The following is a 15,442-nucleotide window of genomic DNA, read 5'->3' on the forward strand; positions in this document are numbered from 1 at the left end:
TTAAGTTTAAAGTAATTTTTGGAATTCGAAACGAAATTCGTGTTCGTCTTCCGGCGCCGCGCGGCGGATGTGGCCGGCGGTGGGGGCGGGGAAGTGGGCGGGCAGGACCAGCGTGCCGTCGCGGGCGCAGGCTTCCAGCAGCGATTGCCGGGTGCGGCGGGCGTGGTCGGGGTCGGCGCAGAAGCGCGTGCTCCACTGGGGGTAGCAGCACTGCAGCGGGTGGTGGAAGGCATCGCCGGTCAGCAGGACGCGCTGGTGCGTGCCCTGGATCTCGACGGCCACGTGGCCGGGCGTATGTCCGGGTGCGGGGACGAGGCGGATGGCTTCGTCGATGCGGTGGTCCATGTCGACCAGGTCGGCCAGGCCGGCCTCGAACACGGGCAGGACCGAGTCGCCCACGTAGTCGCCGGTGCGCACGAGGCCGGGATGGCCTTCGTGTTCCTTCCAGTAGGCCCATTCCTCGTGGGTGAAGAGGTAGCGCGCGTTGGGGAAGGTGGGTACCCAGGCCCCGTCCACCAGCCGCGTGTGCCAGCCGACGTGATCGACGTGCAGATGGGTGGACACGACCACGTCGATGTCCTCGGGGCGCACGCCGGCCGCTTCCAGGCGATCCAGCCAGCCCCAGTGCTGCCGGTCGAAATCGGCGCGTACCCGCGCCTTGCAGTCGCCCACGCAGGTGTCCACCAGGATCAGGCGGCCCTGGCTTTTCAGCAGGAAGGACTGGATGGAGATGACCAGCCGGTCGGAGGCCGGGTCGTAGAACCGCGGAGCCAGCCAGTCCAGGTTGGCCTGGATGGCCTCGGGGGTCGAATCCGGGAAGATCTCGGCGGGGCGCAGCAGCGGGCCTTCGGCCTCGACGATGCGGGTGAGTTCGACCCCGCCGAAGTCGAACCGTGCCGTCATGCGGCGCCCGGGATATGTTTGCCGGGATGCACCGTGCCGCACGAAGGGCAGCGGCGCTTGTCTTCGCTGGCGTAGAAGGCTTCGAACAGCGGCGGCAGGTCGGTCACGATGCTCTTGAGCTGGACCTCGACGCGATGCACCAGGTGTCCGCAATGCAGGCAGTACCACTCGAAGCCGTCCAGCAGGCCTTCGGGGCGTTGGCGCTCGATCACGAGACAGGCACTGCCGGTCTCGGGACGCTGGGGCGAATGGCGCAGGTGCGGAGGCAAGAGGAAGATGTCGCCTTCCTTCAGGTCCACGCGCTCTTCCTTGCCTTCCACCCAGAGCTTCAGGTAGGCGTTGCCGCGGATCTGGTAGAAGAACTCTTCCAGCGGGTCGTCATGGTAGTCGGTGCGGTGGTTGGGGCCGCCGACCACGGTGACGATGAAATCGGAGTCCTGCCAGATCTGCTGGTTGCCGACCGGCGGTTTGAGCAGATGGGCGTTGTCGTCGATCCATTTCTGGAAATTGAGCGGAAGACCGTATTTGTACATGGTGCTCTCGTTGGGTCGGTAGGTCTGCGCCCGCGGAGCGGGCTCCCGCGCCGGGAGAAGGCAGTCGTGGCCTATCGTAGGCTAATTGCAGTCTATGTGAGCCAGGCGCCTGGCGAGAAATAGAAGTTGGCGCCCGGGGTATGCGTATTGGCTATGGCTCATCCAGGCCCCGCGTCCCGAGGGAAGCGTCAGGAGGCGGCGGCGCGCCGGCTGTCGCAGATGCGGTGCAGGTATTCGATCAGGTGCTGGCTGGCGGGCGTGAGCTGCCGGTTCGCCCGCACCGAATAGCCCACGCGTCCGAACAAGCCGAATTCGGCCAGCGGCAGGAGCTTGAGCAGACCGTGGTCCAGGAACTGCGCGGCGGCGTCCTGCGGCATCAGGGCGATGGCCTCGCCGCGCAGCAGGATGCCCAGGTTGGTCAGCAGCGACAGGGATTCGATGTGGCGGGGCGGGATGCCCAGCCCCGTGCGGTGGAAGGTCTGTTCCACCGCCGAGCGCAGCGGCGATTCGGCGGAGGGCAGGATCCAGGGCAGATCCATCAACTGGCCCAGTTCCAGGTTTTCCGCACGCGCCAGCGGGTGATGGGCGCCGACGACGGCATGCAGCTTTTCCTCGTACAGCGTATGGTGGGTGAGCGGATAGGCATAGCCCAGCGCGATGTCGCGCTCGGGCAGGCGTCCCACCACGATGTCGAGGTCGCCCGTGGCCAGGGCCGGAAAGAGCTGCGACGAGGGGCCTTCGGACACGGTGACGCGGATGCCCGGGTGCTCCTGCATCAGCATCGAGATCGCCTCGGGCAATAGCTTGGCCGACGCGGCGATCAGGGTGCCGACGATGACGTGCCCGCTTTCCCCCGTCAGCGCCGCGTTGAGCTCGTCGGTCATGTAGCGCAGCTCGGCCATCAACGTCTTGACCCGCCGTCCCAGCAGGTGCGCCAGATCGGTCGGGACCACGCCGCGGTTGGAGCGCTCGAACAGCGGCGCGCCCACGAACTTCTCCAGTTCGTAGATGGCCTTGGTGACGCTGGGCTGCGTCAGGTTCAGCTCATTGGCCGCGCGCGACAGCGACCGGCGCTCGAGCACCCGCTCGAAGATCTGCAATTGGTGCAGCTTGAGCTTATGCCCCAGCGCGTTGGGAGTCAGACGAAAATTGGACATGGCGGCCGCAGGGGACATTCCCCTGCGATTATCGCCCATTCCTACTCTTACAGCTTCACGCAGACGTTGGTCGGCTCGGTGTAGAAATGCAGCGAGTGGCGGCCGCCTTCACGCCCGATGCCCGACAGGCCGCTGCCGCCGAACGGCGTGCGCAGGTCGCGCAGGAACCAGCAGTTCACCCAAGCCAGGCCGACCTGCATGGCCTGGGCCACGCGATGGCCCCGGGTCAGGTTGGTGGTCCAGACGGCCGCCGCCAGCCCGTAGTGGGTGTCGTTGGCGAGCCGGATGGCTTCTTCCTCGGTATCGAAGGGGGCGATGTGGCACACCGGGCCGAACACTTCTTCCTTGATGCAGCGGGCGGTCTCGGGCAGGCCGGTCCAGATGGTCGGCTGGATGTAGGCGCCCTGGTCGCGCTCGTCGCCGAAGGTCGGCACGCCGCCGCCGGTGACCACGGTGGCGCCTTCCTCGACCGCCAGGCGCAGGTAGGACAGCACCTTCTCGCGATGCTCGTGCGATACCAGCGGACCCATGGTGGTGGCGGTGTCCATGGGGCGGCCCAGCACCAGCTTCTCGGCTTCCAGCTTCAGCGCGGCCACGAAGCGGTCGTAGATCGGCCGCTGGACGTAGACGCGTTCGGTGCACAGGCAGACCTGGCCGCAGTTGGCGAAGACCGAGCGGGCCACGCCGGCGACGGCCGCGTCGAAGTCGGCGTCCTCGAACACCAGCGCGGCATTCTTGCCGCCCAGTTCGAACGACACCGGCTTCACGCCCGGCGCGACAGCCTTCATGATGGTGCTGCCGGTGGCCGATTCGCCGGTGAAGGTGATCCCGTCGATGTCCGGGTGGGTGGTGATGAATTCACCGGCCGAGTTCGGTCCGAAACCATGGACCACGTTGAACACGCCGGCGGGCAGGCCGACCTCGGCCGCCACTTCGGCCAGCAGGGTGGCGGTGGAGGGCGTGACCTCGGAAGGCTTGGCCACCACGGTGTTGCCGAAGGCCAGCGCGGGCGCGACCTTCCAGGTGAACAGCAGCAGCGGCAGGTTCCACGGCGAGATGACGCCCACCACGCCCAGCGGCTTGCGGTAGGCGTAGTTCAGCGCCTGCCGTCCGTCCGGGGTGTCGGTCATGAAGCTTTCCATGTCCAGCGTCCGGGCGATCTCGGCGAAGGCGCGGAAGTTGGCGGCGCCGCGCGGGATGTCGATCTGGCCGGCCCAACCCACGGGCTTGCCGGTGTCGCCGATCTCGGCCGCCAGGAAGTCGTCGAAGCGGCGTTCGATGCCGTCGGCCAGCGCGTACAGATAGTCGGTGCGCTGGTTGACCGGCAGGGCCGCCCAGGCCGGCAGGGCCTGGCGCGCCGCCGCCACCGCGGCGTTCACCTGGTCGCGGCTGGCTTCATGCACGTGCGCCACCAGTTCCCCGTTGGCGGGATTGAGTTTGTCGAAGGTGCGGATGCCGTCTTCGAAGCGGCCGCCAATGAAGTTGCGCAGGGTTTTGACCGACATGGTGCTGGGTTCCGTTGAGGTTATAGTACGTATACGTCATAATATAGTGGAAATCAGCGCGACCGGTCCATCCCCGGGGGCATAACAACTTCGGCGCCAGCCATAACCGCTTCGAAGAATCGCCAGGGGGTCGGCTGCCGGGCGCGCGACATCAGTTAAGATCTCAGGTCTGCTCCGGCCCGCCATCATGAATCGACCTTCCGCCCTGCGACGCCCGCCCGCCGCGCCGTCCTCCGAACCGGAAACCGTGCCCTGCACGGAGGCCGTGCGCGCGTTCGAGCTGACGGACGTCGTGTCGCACCTGCTGCGGCGTGCGCATTTCCGGGCCGAGGCACTGTTCATGCAGACCTTCCACGACGAGGACCTGACGCCGCGCCAGAAGGCGCTGCTGATCACCGTCTGCAAGCATCCCGGCGCCACGCAGAACCAGTTGGCCGAGGACATCGCGCTGGACCGCAATTCGCTGGCCGACATGATCAACCGCCTGGTGCGCAAGGGATACCTGCGGCGCCGGCGCTCGGCCGACGACAAGCGCGCCTATGCCGTGACCATCACCCAGGCGGGCGTGGACGTGCTGGAGCGCGTGCTGCCCCGCGACAAGGAAGTCGAGGAGGCCATCATCGCGGCCCTCCCGCCCGAGTACCAAGCGCTGTTCGTCAAATGCCTCAAATTGATGGCGGGGGTGGGACGATGAGCCGCCGCCATTGTCCGGGCACAGGTTTCTCCCGTATATTCGTACGTATACGGCATAAAGGTGTTTTTCTCTTTTCTTCAACTTCAAAACAGGACTACCCATGGGGCAGATAGGACAAGGGGGCGTCGCCGCCGAGGCGATCGCCGGGCTTGCGCAGCGCCTGCGCAGTGCTCATGAAAGCCGCGTCGCGATCGATCCGATCCGCGATCAGTTGCCGGCAGGCGACCTGGACGCTGCGTATGCGGTGCAGCAGGCCAATACCGACCACTGGGTCAAGCAGGGCCGCCGGCTGGTGGGCCGCAAGATCGGCCTGACGTCCAAGGCGGTGCAGGCGCAGCTGGGCGTGGACCAGCCCGACTACGGCATGCTGTTCGCCGACATGTCGGTGTGCGACGGCGAGGAAGTGCCGCTGTCCAGCCTGATCCAGCCCAAGGTCGAAGCCGAGATCGCCTTCGTCATGGAGCGCGACCTGGTCCAGCCCATGGCCACGATGGCCGAGCTGATCTCGGCCGTCGCCTACGCCGTGCCGGCCATCGAGATCGTCGACAGCCGCATCGCCAACTGGAAGATCAGCATCGTCGACACGATTGCCGACAACGCCTCGTCGGGCCTGTTCGTACTGGGCAATCGGCCGGTCAAGCTGGGCGACTTCGACGCCCGCCTGTGCGGCATGGTCATGGAGCGCAACGGCGACCAGGTCTCGATCGGTGCCGGCGCCGCCTGCCTGGGCCACCCGCTGAACGCCGCCCTGTGGCTGGCGCGCAAGATGGCCGAGCGTGGCAATCCGCTGCGTGCCGGCGACGTCGTGCTGAGCGGTGCGCTGGGCCCGATGGTCGCGGTGCAGGGAGAGGAAATTCTGGAAGCGCGCATCGCCGGACTGGGCTCGGTGCGCGCGGTGTTTGGCGCCAAGGAGCAAGCATGAGCGGTCCGCTGTTGTCCCTACCCGAAGTGGCCCGCGAGCTGGACGAAGCCGCCAGCACGCCGCGCGCGGCCGAACAGTTCGTCGAGCGCCGTCCGCTCACGCTGGCCGAGGCCTACGAAGTGCAGCGCATGCTGATCCAGCGCCGCGTCGACCGCGGCCATCGCCGCATCGGCATGAAGATGGGCTTCACCAGCCGCGCCAAGATGGTCCAGATGGGCGTGCACGACATGATCTGGGGCCGCCTGACGCATGACATGCGCGTGGACGAGGGCGGCGAACTGAAGCTGTCGACCCGCGTGCATCCGCGCGTCGAGCCCGAGATCGCTTTCCTGCTGCGCAAGCCGCTGTCGGGCATGGTGTCGCCGATCGAGGCGCTGGACGCCGTCGAGGCCATCGCGCCCGCGCTCGAGATCATCGACTCGCGCTACAAGGCCTTCAAGTTCTCGCTCGAAGACGTGGTGGCGGACAATGCCTCGTCGTCGGGCGTGGTGCTGGGTGCCTGGCACAAGCCCAGCGTCGACTTCTCCAACCTGGGCCTGATCATGTCGTGCAACGGCAAGGCCCAGCAGGTCGGCACCACCGCCGCCATCCTGGGCCATCCCGTGCGTTCGCTGGTCGCGGCCGCACGCCTGGTGGCGCAGGCGGGCGAGATCCTGCCCGAGGGGTCCATCGTGATGGCCGGCGGCGCCAGTGCCGCCGAGGCCCTCGTGGCCGGTACCTGGGTCGAGCTCGAGATGCAGAATCTCGGCCGCGTGGGCTTCCACGTCACGGCCTGAGGCGGCTCCCGGCCGCCGCCGGGCAGCCCCGGCCGGGGCTGCCCGATGCCCTGGCCCGCGCCCTTCGGGCGTATGGCCAGGAGCTATATCCCCCAGGTTCTTATATAACTTCATGTTATGATGATATGGGGACTTGGTCTGAGCCAGCGCCTGGCCAGGTCTTAAAATTCTCAGGATGCCCACCCCCTGCGCACCGCGCGCAATCATCATGAGAATCCTTGCCATTCTTTCCGCCTGGCTGATCGCCTTTGCCGCAACGGCCGGCGCCCAGGCCGCTACGTCTCCCATCCTGTCGCCCGACGAACTGAAGGCGGTGCTGTCCTCGCCCTCGGTCACGGTCATCGATATCCGTTCGCCTGCCGCCTACCTGCAAGGCCACATTCCCGGCGCCCTGTCCGCCCCTTATGGCTCGTGGCGGGGCCCGGCCAACAGCCCCGGCACGCTGCCGCCGCTGGACAAGCTGACCGCGCAGGTGCGCAAGCTCGGGCTGACACCCGAGCGCCATGCCGTGGTGGTGTCCTCGGGCGCGGACGTGACCGACTTCGGCGCCGCCGCCCGCGTGTACTGGACGCTCAAGTACCTGGGCCTGACCCAGCTGTCCATCCTGAATGGCGGCGTGCAGGCCTGGCAGCAGGCGCAGCAACCCCTGAGCCAGGATGCGCCGGCCCAGCCCGCGCCCAGCCGCTATGAACCCAGGCTGAACACCGCCATCAAGGCCACCCAGGCCGATGTGCTGGCGGGCACGAACGGCGGCGACACCCGGCTGATCGACGCGCGGCCCAGGAATTTCTTCGAAGGCCTGGTCAAGGCGCCGACGGCCGCGGTGCCCGGCACCATCCATGGCGCCCGGAACGTTCCGCACAGCGTCTGGTTCGCCCCTGGCAGCACGCAGATCGTCTCGGCCACCGAGGCCCGCGCCATTGCCGCCCGGGAGTTCCCGGACGCGGGCGGCGACAACATCGCGTTCTGCAACACCGGCCATTGGGCCGCCACCGACTGGTTCGCGCTGTCGGAGCTGGCGGGCCTGCCGCACGTGCGCATGTACCCGGAATCCCTGGCCGACTGGACCAATGCCGACCAGGCCCTGCCCATGGACAACGCGCCGGGTCGGGCCAGCCAGATCTCGGAAAAATTCAAGAAGTTGTTCGGCAACTCGTAACGCGGCAGAGGATCCCCCTGATGCAAACGACGCTTTCCCAGGCGGGCGCGCCCGCCGTATCGTCCCCCGTTTCGCCCGCGCTTGGCCAGGCGCGCTGGCCGCTGACCGCCGCCATCGTACTGGCCGTGCTCGCGCTGGCCTGGTTCGTGACCGTGCGCCAGTCGGTGCTGTTCGTCATCGGCATCGGCATGGGCGGCCTGCTGGCCGGTGCGCGCTTCGGCTTCACCACCGGCTGGCGCCGGTTGATCGAGGCCCGCGACGCCAGCGGCGTGTTCGCCCAGATCGTGCTGCTGGCGGTGGCGGCGGCCATTTCCATTCCGCTCCTGGCGAAGTTTCCCGGCGACCTGGCCGCGGCCCTGGGGCCTCCCAGCATCAGCCTGCTGATCGGCGCCTTCGTGTTCGGCGTCACGATGCAGATCGCCGACGGCTGCGGTTCGGGCACGCTGTACAAGGCCGGGCTGGGCATTCCGCTGAACATGGGCGTGCTGCCGCTGTTCGCGCTGGGCAGTTTCCTGGGATCGGTGCACCTGCACGGCTGGCTGTCGCTGGGCGCGGTCGCGCCGGTCAGCCTGGTCCGCGACTGGGGTGCGGGTGGCGCGCTGGCGCTGACCTTCGCCGGCCTGGCCGTTTTCGGCCTGGCGGCCTGGATCTGGAGCCGCAAGGGCGGCGCGGCCGCGCCGTCCTCGCCATGGAACCGCAAGCTGCTGCTGGCCGGCATCGGCCTGGCCCTGCTGGCGGTGGCCAACCTGGTGGTGGCCGGCCAGCCCTGGGGCGTGGTCTACGGTTTCGGCCTGTGGGCAGCCAAGGTGGCGACCGCGGCCGGCGTGTTCGATCCCGCCGCCAACGCCTTCTGGGGCCAGGCGGGCAACCTGCGCACGCTGGACCAGAGCGTGTTCCTGGACGTCACCTCCATCACCAACATCGGCATCATGGCCGGCGCGCTGTGGATCGCCGCGCGCAAGCCGTCCAGCGGCAAGCCGTTGACGGGTCGCCAATGGGCGGCCGTGCTGGTCGCGGGTTTCCTGCTGGGCTACAGCTCGCGGCTGGCGTTCGGCTGCAACGTGGGGGCCATGGTCAGCGGCATTTCCACGGGCAGCCTGCACGGCTGGATCTGGGTCGTGCTGGCGTTCGCCGGCTCGCTGATCGGTGTGCGCCTGCGCCGCCGTCTCGGCGTTTGAACGGGAGGGCATGGACATGACTTCCCGTACTTCCGCCATCCTGCTGTTCTGGGCCGTGCTGATCGTCTTCTTTGCCTGGGACTGGACCCACGCCAGCCCGGTCAACCACCGGAAGGAACCCGCCATCCTGGCCATAGGCTCGGGGCAGGCGCCCAGCGGAGGGCATTGCTCGGCGTTCTGACCCGCACCCGCAAGGGTTTCTTAAGTGCAACAACCATGCATATGCAATAGAGTTGCATTAACTTCGGATTTGAGCAAGAATGCCGCTCGCGGCCTGGCAAGGGTGCCTTGTCGGCCGCCAGCGGCATTTTTGCGCCATCCATGAAGAAGGAACCGTGATGTTGGGAAGGCTGAACCCCCTCGTATTGGCTTTGATGAGTGTTTCCTGGGGCCTGCCCGCGGCCGCCTGGGCGCAGGCCGCGTCGCCGGCCGAGCCCGCGCCGCAGACCTTGAAGGAGGTCACCGTGTCCGCCACGCCCCTGTCGCGCAGCGAACAGGACCTGGCGGCGCCGGTCACCGTGCTGGATGAGAACGATCTGCTGACCAAGCGGGCCGCCACGCTGGGCGAGACGCTGGAGCAGGAGCCCGGCATCACCTCGTCGCATTTCGGCGCGGGCGCCAGCCGGCCCATCATCCGGGGCATGGACGGCGCGCGGGTCAAGATCGTTTCCGACGGTGCCGAGGTCCAGGATGCCTCCACCATCAGTCCCGACCACGCGGTGGGTCTGGAGCCCATGCTGTCGCAGCGCGTGGAAGTGCTGCGCGGGCCGGCTGCGCTGCTGTACGGCGGCGGGGCGATGGGCGGTGTGGTCAACGTGCTCGACAACAAGATTCCCACCGAGATGCCGGAGAACGCGGTGGAAGGCAGCGTGGAGCTGCGCGGCGCGACCGGTCCGCGCGAGACGTCGGGCGCGTTCGAATTGACTACCGGCGGCAAGGGCCTGGTGTTCCACGCCGAAGGGCTCAAACGCAACGCCAACGACTACAAGGTGGGTCGCGGCTGGGCCGGCGGCAACCGGGTGGACGGTTCGTACAACCATACCGAGACCGGCAGCGTGGGCCTGTCGTGGGTGGGCGACCGCGGCTACATCGGACTGGCCTACACCAGCCAGCGCAACCGCTACGGCCTGCCGGGCCATGACCACGCCTACGAGGGCTGCCATGCGCACGGCACGCACCTGCACTGCCCCGACGACGGCCATGGCCACGACCACGGCGACGAAGACGGCCACGATCACGACCACGGCGAGGACGGCGACAGCCACGGCGTGCCTTTCGTGAAGCTGCGCAGCCAGCGGTGGGACGTGCGCGGCGAGCTGCGCGACCCCTTCGCCGGCTTTACCCGGCTGCGCGTGCGCGCGGGCTTCACCGACTACCAGCATGACGAGATCGAGGGCGACACGATCGCCACCACCTTCAAGAACAAGGCGCATGACGGCCGCGTGGAACTGGAACACGCGCCCATAGGCGGGCTGCGGGGCGTGATCGGCGCGCAGACGACGCGCCGCGCCTTCAGTGCGCTGGGCGAAGAGGCCTACGTGCAGCCTACCGTCACGCGCAACAACGGCCTGTTCGCGCTCGAGGAATACACGGTGGGCGACTGGCGCTTCGAGGGCGGGCTGCGGCATGAATGGCAGCGCATCGACGTGCAGGGCGACGCGCCCGATACCCGGCATCGCGGCACCTCGGTGTCGGCGGGCGCCGTCTGGAAATTCGCGCCGCAATATTCGCTGGGCGTGTCGGCGTCGCGCTCGCATCGCCTGCCGACCGCCGAGGAACTCTATGCCAATGGCCTGCACCTGGCCACGTCCACCTACGAGATCGGCAACGCCAACCTGAAGAAGGAAACGTCCAACAACATCGACCTCACGCTGCGCAAGTTCGCCGGACCCACCACGTTCTCGGTCTCGGTGTTCCACAACAAGATGGACAACTTCATCTATGGCCGCACGCTGGACGTCTACCAGAATCTGCAATTGCTGGAGTACACGCAGCACGATGCCACCTTCACCGGGCTCGAGGCCAAGGTGCGCCACCAGATCGACCGTATCTTCGCCGTCTCGCTGATGGGCGACTACGTGCGCGCGAAACTGGACGGTGGCGGCAATCTGCCGCGCATCCCCGCCTACCGGATCGGCACGCGGCTGGACGCGCGGTGGCAGGCCTGGAGCGGCGACGTCGAACTGTCGTACGTGGGGCGTCAGGACAAGGTGGCCGAGTTCGAGACCGAGACGGCCGGCTACACGATGCTCAACCTTGGCGCCGCCTATGAAGGCCGCATGAGCGGGACCCGTTACCAGATCTACGTCCGGGCCAATAACCTCACGAACAAGCTCGCCTACCGGCATACGTCGTTCATCAAGAATGCCGCGCCGCTGATGGGCCGGAACATCGTCATGGGCGTGCGGCTGACGTTCTGATTGTTACAGCGGTGACCGGGGGCGCGGCCTATCCTGAGTGGAGGTTTCACTCGAGAAAGGAGAGCGATATGGAGCAGGCCGTCAAGCCGCAAGCCCCCAGTGCCGAGAAGTTTTCCGTCGATGTGGAGGCCATCCGCGCCCGGGCGCGCAAGCACCTGGACGAGGGCGCGGTGACCCAGGATTACGGCGCCGATCGCGGCGTCGTGCTCGAGATGCTGAACGAGGCCCTGGCCACGGAGCTGGTCTGTGTGCTGCGCTACAAGCGCCACTATTTCATGGCGCGCGGCATCCATGCCGATCCGGTCGCGGCCGAGTTCGCCGAGCATGCCACCCAGGAACAGCAGCATGCGGACCAGATCGCCCAGCGCATCGTGCAACTGGGGGGCGAGCCGGATTTCTCGCCCGACAGCCTGTCCCGGCGCAGCCATTCCCAGTACGTCGAAGCCGGTACGCTCGAAGGCATGATCAAGGAGAACCTGGTGGCCGAGCGCATCGCCATCGACAGCTACCGGGCCATGGTCCGCTACCTGGGGGACAAGGACCCGACCACGCGCCGCATGCTGGAGGAAATCCTGGCGGTCGAGGAAGAGCACGCGGACGACATGTCCGATTTGCTCGCGCGCGGCTAGGCTGGACCTTGGGCGGAGGGCGGATCGTGGCCCGCTCCCGCTCGCGGGGATGGCTGCGCCAGCGAAGCCGATGGCGCGCCGAACAGATAGCCCTGCGCGTATTGCGCGCCCAGCGCTGCGAGGCGGGCCAGGCTGGCCTCGTCCTCGACGCGCTTGAACACCACCTGGCACGAAAGTCCGGCCGCCGCCTCCAGCAACGGCGGCAGTTCGTGCTCGGGGTCAGCCACGGTGCGCAGGTCCAGCTTGATGACTTCCGGCGCATGCAGGTGCAGCAGCGATTGCGCCTCGCCCACGTTGTTGGCGTGTACGCCCGACAGGAAACCCGCCTTCTTGTAGTTGCCCAGGATCATGCCGGCCAGCAGCACGTCCTGCGCGGCCTCGCCAGGCAATTGCAGCACGATGCGCGCAGGCGGGACGCCCAGTGCCTCGACCATGCGGCGGAACGCCTGCCCGTGGTCATGCGTGATGGCGGCCAGCAGCCGGCCGTGGACGCGCAAGTACAGGGGATGGGTGGCGTCGGCCTTGGAGAAATAATTCAGCGTATGGACCAGGCGGCACAGCCGGTCCAGCCGCACCAGCGTGGCATCGTCGGCCGCGCGCGAAAACAGGCCCCAGGGGCTGATGACGTCGCCGTCGGTCGCGTGCGAACGGGCATAGGCGTCATAGCCGGCCACCGTCCGCGTATCGATCCTGACCACTGGCTGGAAGCCGCTGGCCAGCTCGAATTCGTAGAACCTGCCCAAAACGGTGCCGTCGGGCGCCAGGCGCAGCGACGCATGCAGGTCGGGCTGGCTGGAGAGTTTTTCTATCAGTGTCCGGACTGCCGCATAGGCCACGGAAAGCTCCTGAAGGGGACGCACGGAAGATTTCCCCGAGCGTACCGCCGATCACCATAACGCCAAACGATTGTTTTGCCGATCGGATATTCCTTCCGGTTCTGAAGGCTCAATAGCGTTGGCCGAGCTGCAGTTCCTCCAGCAGCCGGCCGTAGAGCGCATGGCGCTGGGGCGCGATCCGGCCGGCCTCCAGGGCTTCCAGCACGGCACATCCCGGTTCGTGGATGTGGGTGCAGTTGTAGAAGCGGCAGTGGCCCAGGTAGGGCGAGAACTCGGGGAAGCCCTTCACGATCTGCGCGCCGTCCAGGTGCTGCAGGCCGAAGGCCTGGAACCCCGGCGAATCGATCAGGTCGGCTCCGGCGGCAAGCGTGGCGGGCAGGTGGTACAGGCGCGTGCTGGTGGTGGTGTGCTTGCCGGCGCCCAGTGCCTGCGAGTGTTCCTGGGTGGCGGCCAGGGCATCCGGAACCAGGGCGTTGAGCAGCGTGGACTTGCCCATGCCGCTCTGGCCCAGCAGCAGGCTGGCCTGGCCGGCTAGCCGGGGCGCCAGCGCGGCCTGCGTGGCGGCGGTGTCGCGGGCGCTGAGTTCCAGTACCGGCACCCCGAGGGCCTGGATCGGCGCCAGCTTGCGGCGTGCGACTTCCAGGCCGGCCGTGCGGTCGACCTTGTTCAGGATGACGATGGGGGCGATATCGGCGTTGAAGGCACCCACCAGGGCTCGGCCCACCAGTTCGTCGGAGAAATCGGGTTCGGTCGCCACGACGATCAGCAACTGGTCGACGTTGGCGGCGAATTGCTTGGTCCGCATTTCGTCCGAGCGATAGAGCAGGTTGCGGCGCGGCAGGACCGACTGGATGGCGCCTTCGGCCGGCCCCTCGGGCGCCACCTCGACCCGGTCGCCCACGGCGGCGGTGCCTTTCTTGCCGCGCGGGTAGCATTGGCGGGTCGAGCCGTCGTCGCATTCGACCGTGAAGTGGCGGCCGAAGGCGGCCACGACGCGGCCCTGCAGGCCGGCACCCGAAGCGCGCCGTGGCGGCTTCATGATTCGTAGCGCGCGTCTATCTTGGCCGCACAGATGAAGTCGTTGATGGAAATGCCGCCTATCTCGTGCGTGGTGTAGTGCACGCGTACGCGCCTGTGCGCGACCAGCATCTCGGGGTGGTGGTTCTCCTGGCCGGCGACCTCGGCGACGGCGTTCACGAAGGCGATGGCCCCGGCATAGTCGGCGAATTCGTAGTCGCGTTCCAGGACCTCGCCGCGCCGCGCCCAGATGGGCAGCACATGGATCTGCTCGTCGATGTGCGCCGAGCTCATCGGCGCCCGGTTCTTCATGGGCACGCAGCGGCCCGAGCGCAGCTGTTCGATACTCAATACGCGGTTCATGCCGGTTCCTGGAGGCGGTCGAGTGGGGCGGCATGCGGCGCGGCGGCCCGCAGCCGGCCTATGCGTATGCCGGCGGGCGGGTGCGAATCGTAGAAGGCCGAATGCACGGGGTCGGGGGTAAGGGTGGCGGCGTTGTCGTCGTAGAGCTTGACCAGCGCCGAGACCAGGTTCGCGGGATCGGTCTGTTCGCTGGCGAAGCGATCCGCCTCGAATTCGTGCTTGCGCGAGTACCAGCTCGCGAGCGGAATGAAGGCGAAGGTGAAGACCGGCGCGACGAGGAAGAACAGGATCAAGGCCAGGCCGTCGTTATGCCCGCCCAGCAGGGGTGCGGTGCCGAGACCGGTGTAGAACCACACCTGCCGGGACAGCCAGCCCAGCAGGGCGAAGAACACCAGCGACACGCCGAAGCTGAACATCAGGCGCTTGAGGATGTGCCGGTGCTTGAAATGGCCGAGCTCGTGCGCCAGCACGGCCTCGATTTCCTCGGGGGCCAGGCGGGCCAGCAGGGTGTCGAAGAAGACGATGCGCTTGCTCTTGCCGAAGCCGGTGAAATAGGCGTTGCCGTGCGCCGACCGCTTGGAGCCGTCCATGACGAAGAGTCCGTTCAGCGCAAAGCCGGTGCGGCGCGCCAGCGCCTGGATGCGCTCGGCCAGCGCCTGGTCGGCCAGCGGCGTGAACTTGTTGAACAGCGGCGCGATGACGGTGGGAAACAGCAGCATGACCGAAAGGTTGAAGACGATCCACAGGCCCCAGCCCCACAGCCACCAGTAGGTACCGGCACCGGCCATGAGCCACAGCAGGGCCGACAGCAGCGGCAGCCCGAACACCACGGCCAGCGCGAGACCCTTCACGGTATCGGCAGCGAACAGCCGCAAGGTCATCCGGTTGAACCCGAACCGGGCCTCCAGCACGAACTGGCGCCACAGGGTGAAGGGAAGATCCAGCAGCGAGAGCAGGGCGGCGGCCATCGCGACCAGCAGCAACTGGCGGACGAAGTCGGACGAGGCCAGCGAGGCGGCCAGCTCGTTCAGGGCCTGGAGTCCGCCCAGCAGCGTCAGGCCGATCAGCACCGCCGTATCGAACAGCAGCGCGACGATGTCGAAACGGATGCGGGCGATGGTGTAGTCGGCCGCCCGCCTGTGGCTGGTTTCCCCGATGCGGTCGGCGAATGCGGCGGGGACGCGATCGCGATGCAGCGCGACGTGGCGGGTCTGGCGGGTGGACAGCCACAGCCGGGTGGCGACGCCGGCCAGCAGCATCAGGACGAACAGCAGGGTAAACACGATGACGGCTCGTAGTCGGGGCATACGCGCAAGCCCCGATGGATCCCGACGCGGGTTCGGAAAGCGG

At 67.6% G+C, this 15,442-nt stretch carries 16 protein-coding genes; 8 read left to right on the forward strand and 8 right to left on the reverse strand.

The genetic code is table 11. The features are described 5' to 3' along the window. Window positions 1-6 precede the first annotated feature (6 nt). The 4 genes from WKR98_RS22490 to WKR98_RS22505 all read right to left on the reverse strand — a co-directional run bounded on the left by WKR98_RS22490 (window position 7) and on the right by WKR98_RS22505 (window position 4,098). On the reverse strand, window positions 7-903 hold the full coding sequence (locus tag WKR98_RS22490) for an MBL fold metallo-hydrolase (protein WP_341434722.1): 897 nt from the start codon (window positions 901-903) through the stop codon (window positions 7-9). Continuing rightward, entirely contained in the window at window positions 900-1,436 is a 537-nt protein-coding gene (locus WKR98_RS22495) for a 3-hydroxyanthranilate 3,4-dioxygenase (RefSeq protein ID WP_341434723.1), read from the reverse strand. Before WKR98_RS22495 ends, WKR98_RS22490 begins: the two co-directional genes overlap by 4 nt. A gap of 188 nt (window positions 1,437-1,624) precedes the next feature. Further along, window positions 1,625-2,593, reverse strand: coding sequence for a LysR substrate-binding domain-containing protein (locus WKR98_RS22500; protein ID WP_124690482.1), 969 nt, complete (start codon window positions 2,591-2,593; stop codon window positions 1,625-1,627). Window positions 2,594-2,640: 47 nt separating this feature from the next. Beyond that, the gene (locus WKR98_RS22505; protein WP_341434724.1) at window positions 2,641-4,098 is read right to left on the reverse strand and encodes a 2-hydroxymuconic semialdehyde dehydrogenase; all 1,458 of its coding nucleotides are present in this window, start codon (window positions 4,096-4,098) and stop codon (window positions 2,641-2,643) included. 187 nt (window positions 4,099-4,285) lie between these two features. Between WKR98_RS22505 and WKR98_RS22510 the strand changes: the two genes are divergently transcribed. The 8 genes from WKR98_RS22510 (at window position 4,286) to WKR98_RS22545 (ending at window position 11,876) form a co-directional block, all read left to right on the forward strand. Then, window positions 4,286-4,792 carry a MarR family winged helix-turn-helix transcriptional regulator gene (locus tag WKR98_RS22510; protein WP_124690480.1) on the forward strand — a complete coding sequence of 169 codons (507 nt, stop codon included), beginning with the start codon at window positions 4,286-4,288 and terminating at the stop codon, window positions 4,790-4,792. 100 nt (window positions 4,793-4,892) lie between these two features. Next, complete coding sequence (locus WKR98_RS22515) at window positions 4,893-5,714, forward strand: 2-keto-4-pentenoate hydratase (RefSeq protein ID WP_124690479.1); 822 nt, start codon at window positions 4,893-4,895, stop codon at window positions 5,712-5,714. Beyond that, window positions 5,711-6,490, forward strand: a complete 780-nt coding sequence (locus WKR98_RS22520; protein WP_124690478.1) for a 2-keto-4-pentenoate hydratase — start codon at window positions 5,711-5,713, stop codon at window positions 6,488-6,490. Before WKR98_RS22515 ends, WKR98_RS22520 begins: the two co-directional genes overlap by 4 nt. A gap of 208 nt (window positions 6,491-6,698) precedes the next feature. After that, window positions 6,699-7,649, forward strand: coding sequence for a sulfurtransferase (locus WKR98_RS22525; protein ID WP_341434725.1), 951 nt, complete (start codon window positions 6,699-6,701; stop codon window positions 7,647-7,649). Window positions 7,650-7,669: 20 nt separating this feature from the next. After that, the gene (locus tag WKR98_RS22530) at window positions 7,670-8,827 is read left to right on the forward strand and encodes a YeeE/YedE thiosulfate transporter family protein (RefSeq protein WP_124690476.1); all 1,158 of its coding nucleotides are present in this window, start codon (window positions 7,670-7,672) and stop codon (window positions 8,825-8,827) included. Between the two features lie 16 nt (window positions 8,828-8,843). After that, window positions 8,844-9,008, forward strand: coding sequence for a hypothetical protein (locus WKR98_RS22535; RefSeq protein ID WP_192901763.1), 165 nt, complete (start codon window positions 8,844-8,846; stop codon window positions 9,006-9,008). Between the two features lie 193 nt (window positions 9,009-9,201). Next, window positions 9,202-11,247 carry a TonB-dependent receptor domain-containing protein gene (locus WKR98_RS22540; protein WP_341434726.1) on the forward strand — a complete coding sequence of 682 codons (2,046 nt, stop codon included), beginning with the start codon at window positions 9,202-9,204 and terminating at the stop codon, window positions 11,245-11,247. Between the two features lie 68 nt (window positions 11,248-11,315). Beyond that, window positions 11,316-11,876: a ferritin-like domain-containing protein gene (locus WKR98_RS22545; protein WP_341434727.1), complete on the forward strand. Its 561-nt coding sequence runs from the start codon at window positions 11,316-11,318 to the stop codon at window positions 11,874-11,876. Here the strand turns inward: WKR98_RS22545 and WKR98_RS22550 are convergent. The 4 genes from WKR98_RS22550 to WKR98_RS22565 form a co-directional block, all read right to left on the reverse strand. Then, the gene (locus tag WKR98_RS22550; protein ID WP_341434728.1) at window positions 11,873-12,712 is read right to left on the reverse strand and encodes an EAL domain-containing protein; all 840 of its coding nucleotides are present in this window, start codon (window positions 12,710-12,712) and stop codon (window positions 11,873-11,875) included. The genes WKR98_RS22545 and WKR98_RS22550 overlap by 4 nt on opposite strands. A 109-nt stretch (window positions 12,713-12,821) precedes the next feature. Next, on the reverse strand, window positions 12,822-13,751 hold the full coding sequence (gene rsgA / locus WKR98_RS22555; RefSeq protein WP_124690472.1) for a ribosome small subunit-dependent GTPase A: 930 nt from the start codon (window positions 13,749-13,751) through the stop codon (window positions 12,822-12,824). Beyond that, window positions 13,748-14,092 carry a 4a-hydroxytetrahydrobiopterin dehydratase gene (locus WKR98_RS22560; RefSeq protein ID WP_124690471.1) on the reverse strand — a complete coding sequence of 115 codons (345 nt, stop codon included), beginning with the start codon at window positions 14,090-14,092 and terminating at the stop codon, window positions 13,748-13,750. Before WKR98_RS22560 ends, rsgA begins: the two co-directional genes overlap by 4 nt. Continuing rightward, window positions 14,089-15,399: a M48 family metallopeptidase gene (locus tag WKR98_RS22565; RefSeq protein WP_341434729.1), complete on the reverse strand. Its 1,311-nt coding sequence runs from the start codon at window positions 15,397-15,399 to the stop codon at window positions 14,089-14,091. Before WKR98_RS22565 ends, WKR98_RS22560 begins: the two co-directional genes overlap by 4 nt. Window positions 15,400-15,442 lie beyond the last annotated feature (43 nt).

It is taken from the genome of Pigmentiphaga sp. YJ18, assembly GCF_038066655.1.
Lineage (GTDB): Bacteria > Pseudomonadota > Gammaproteobacteria > Burkholderiales > Burkholderiaceae_B > Pigmentiphaga.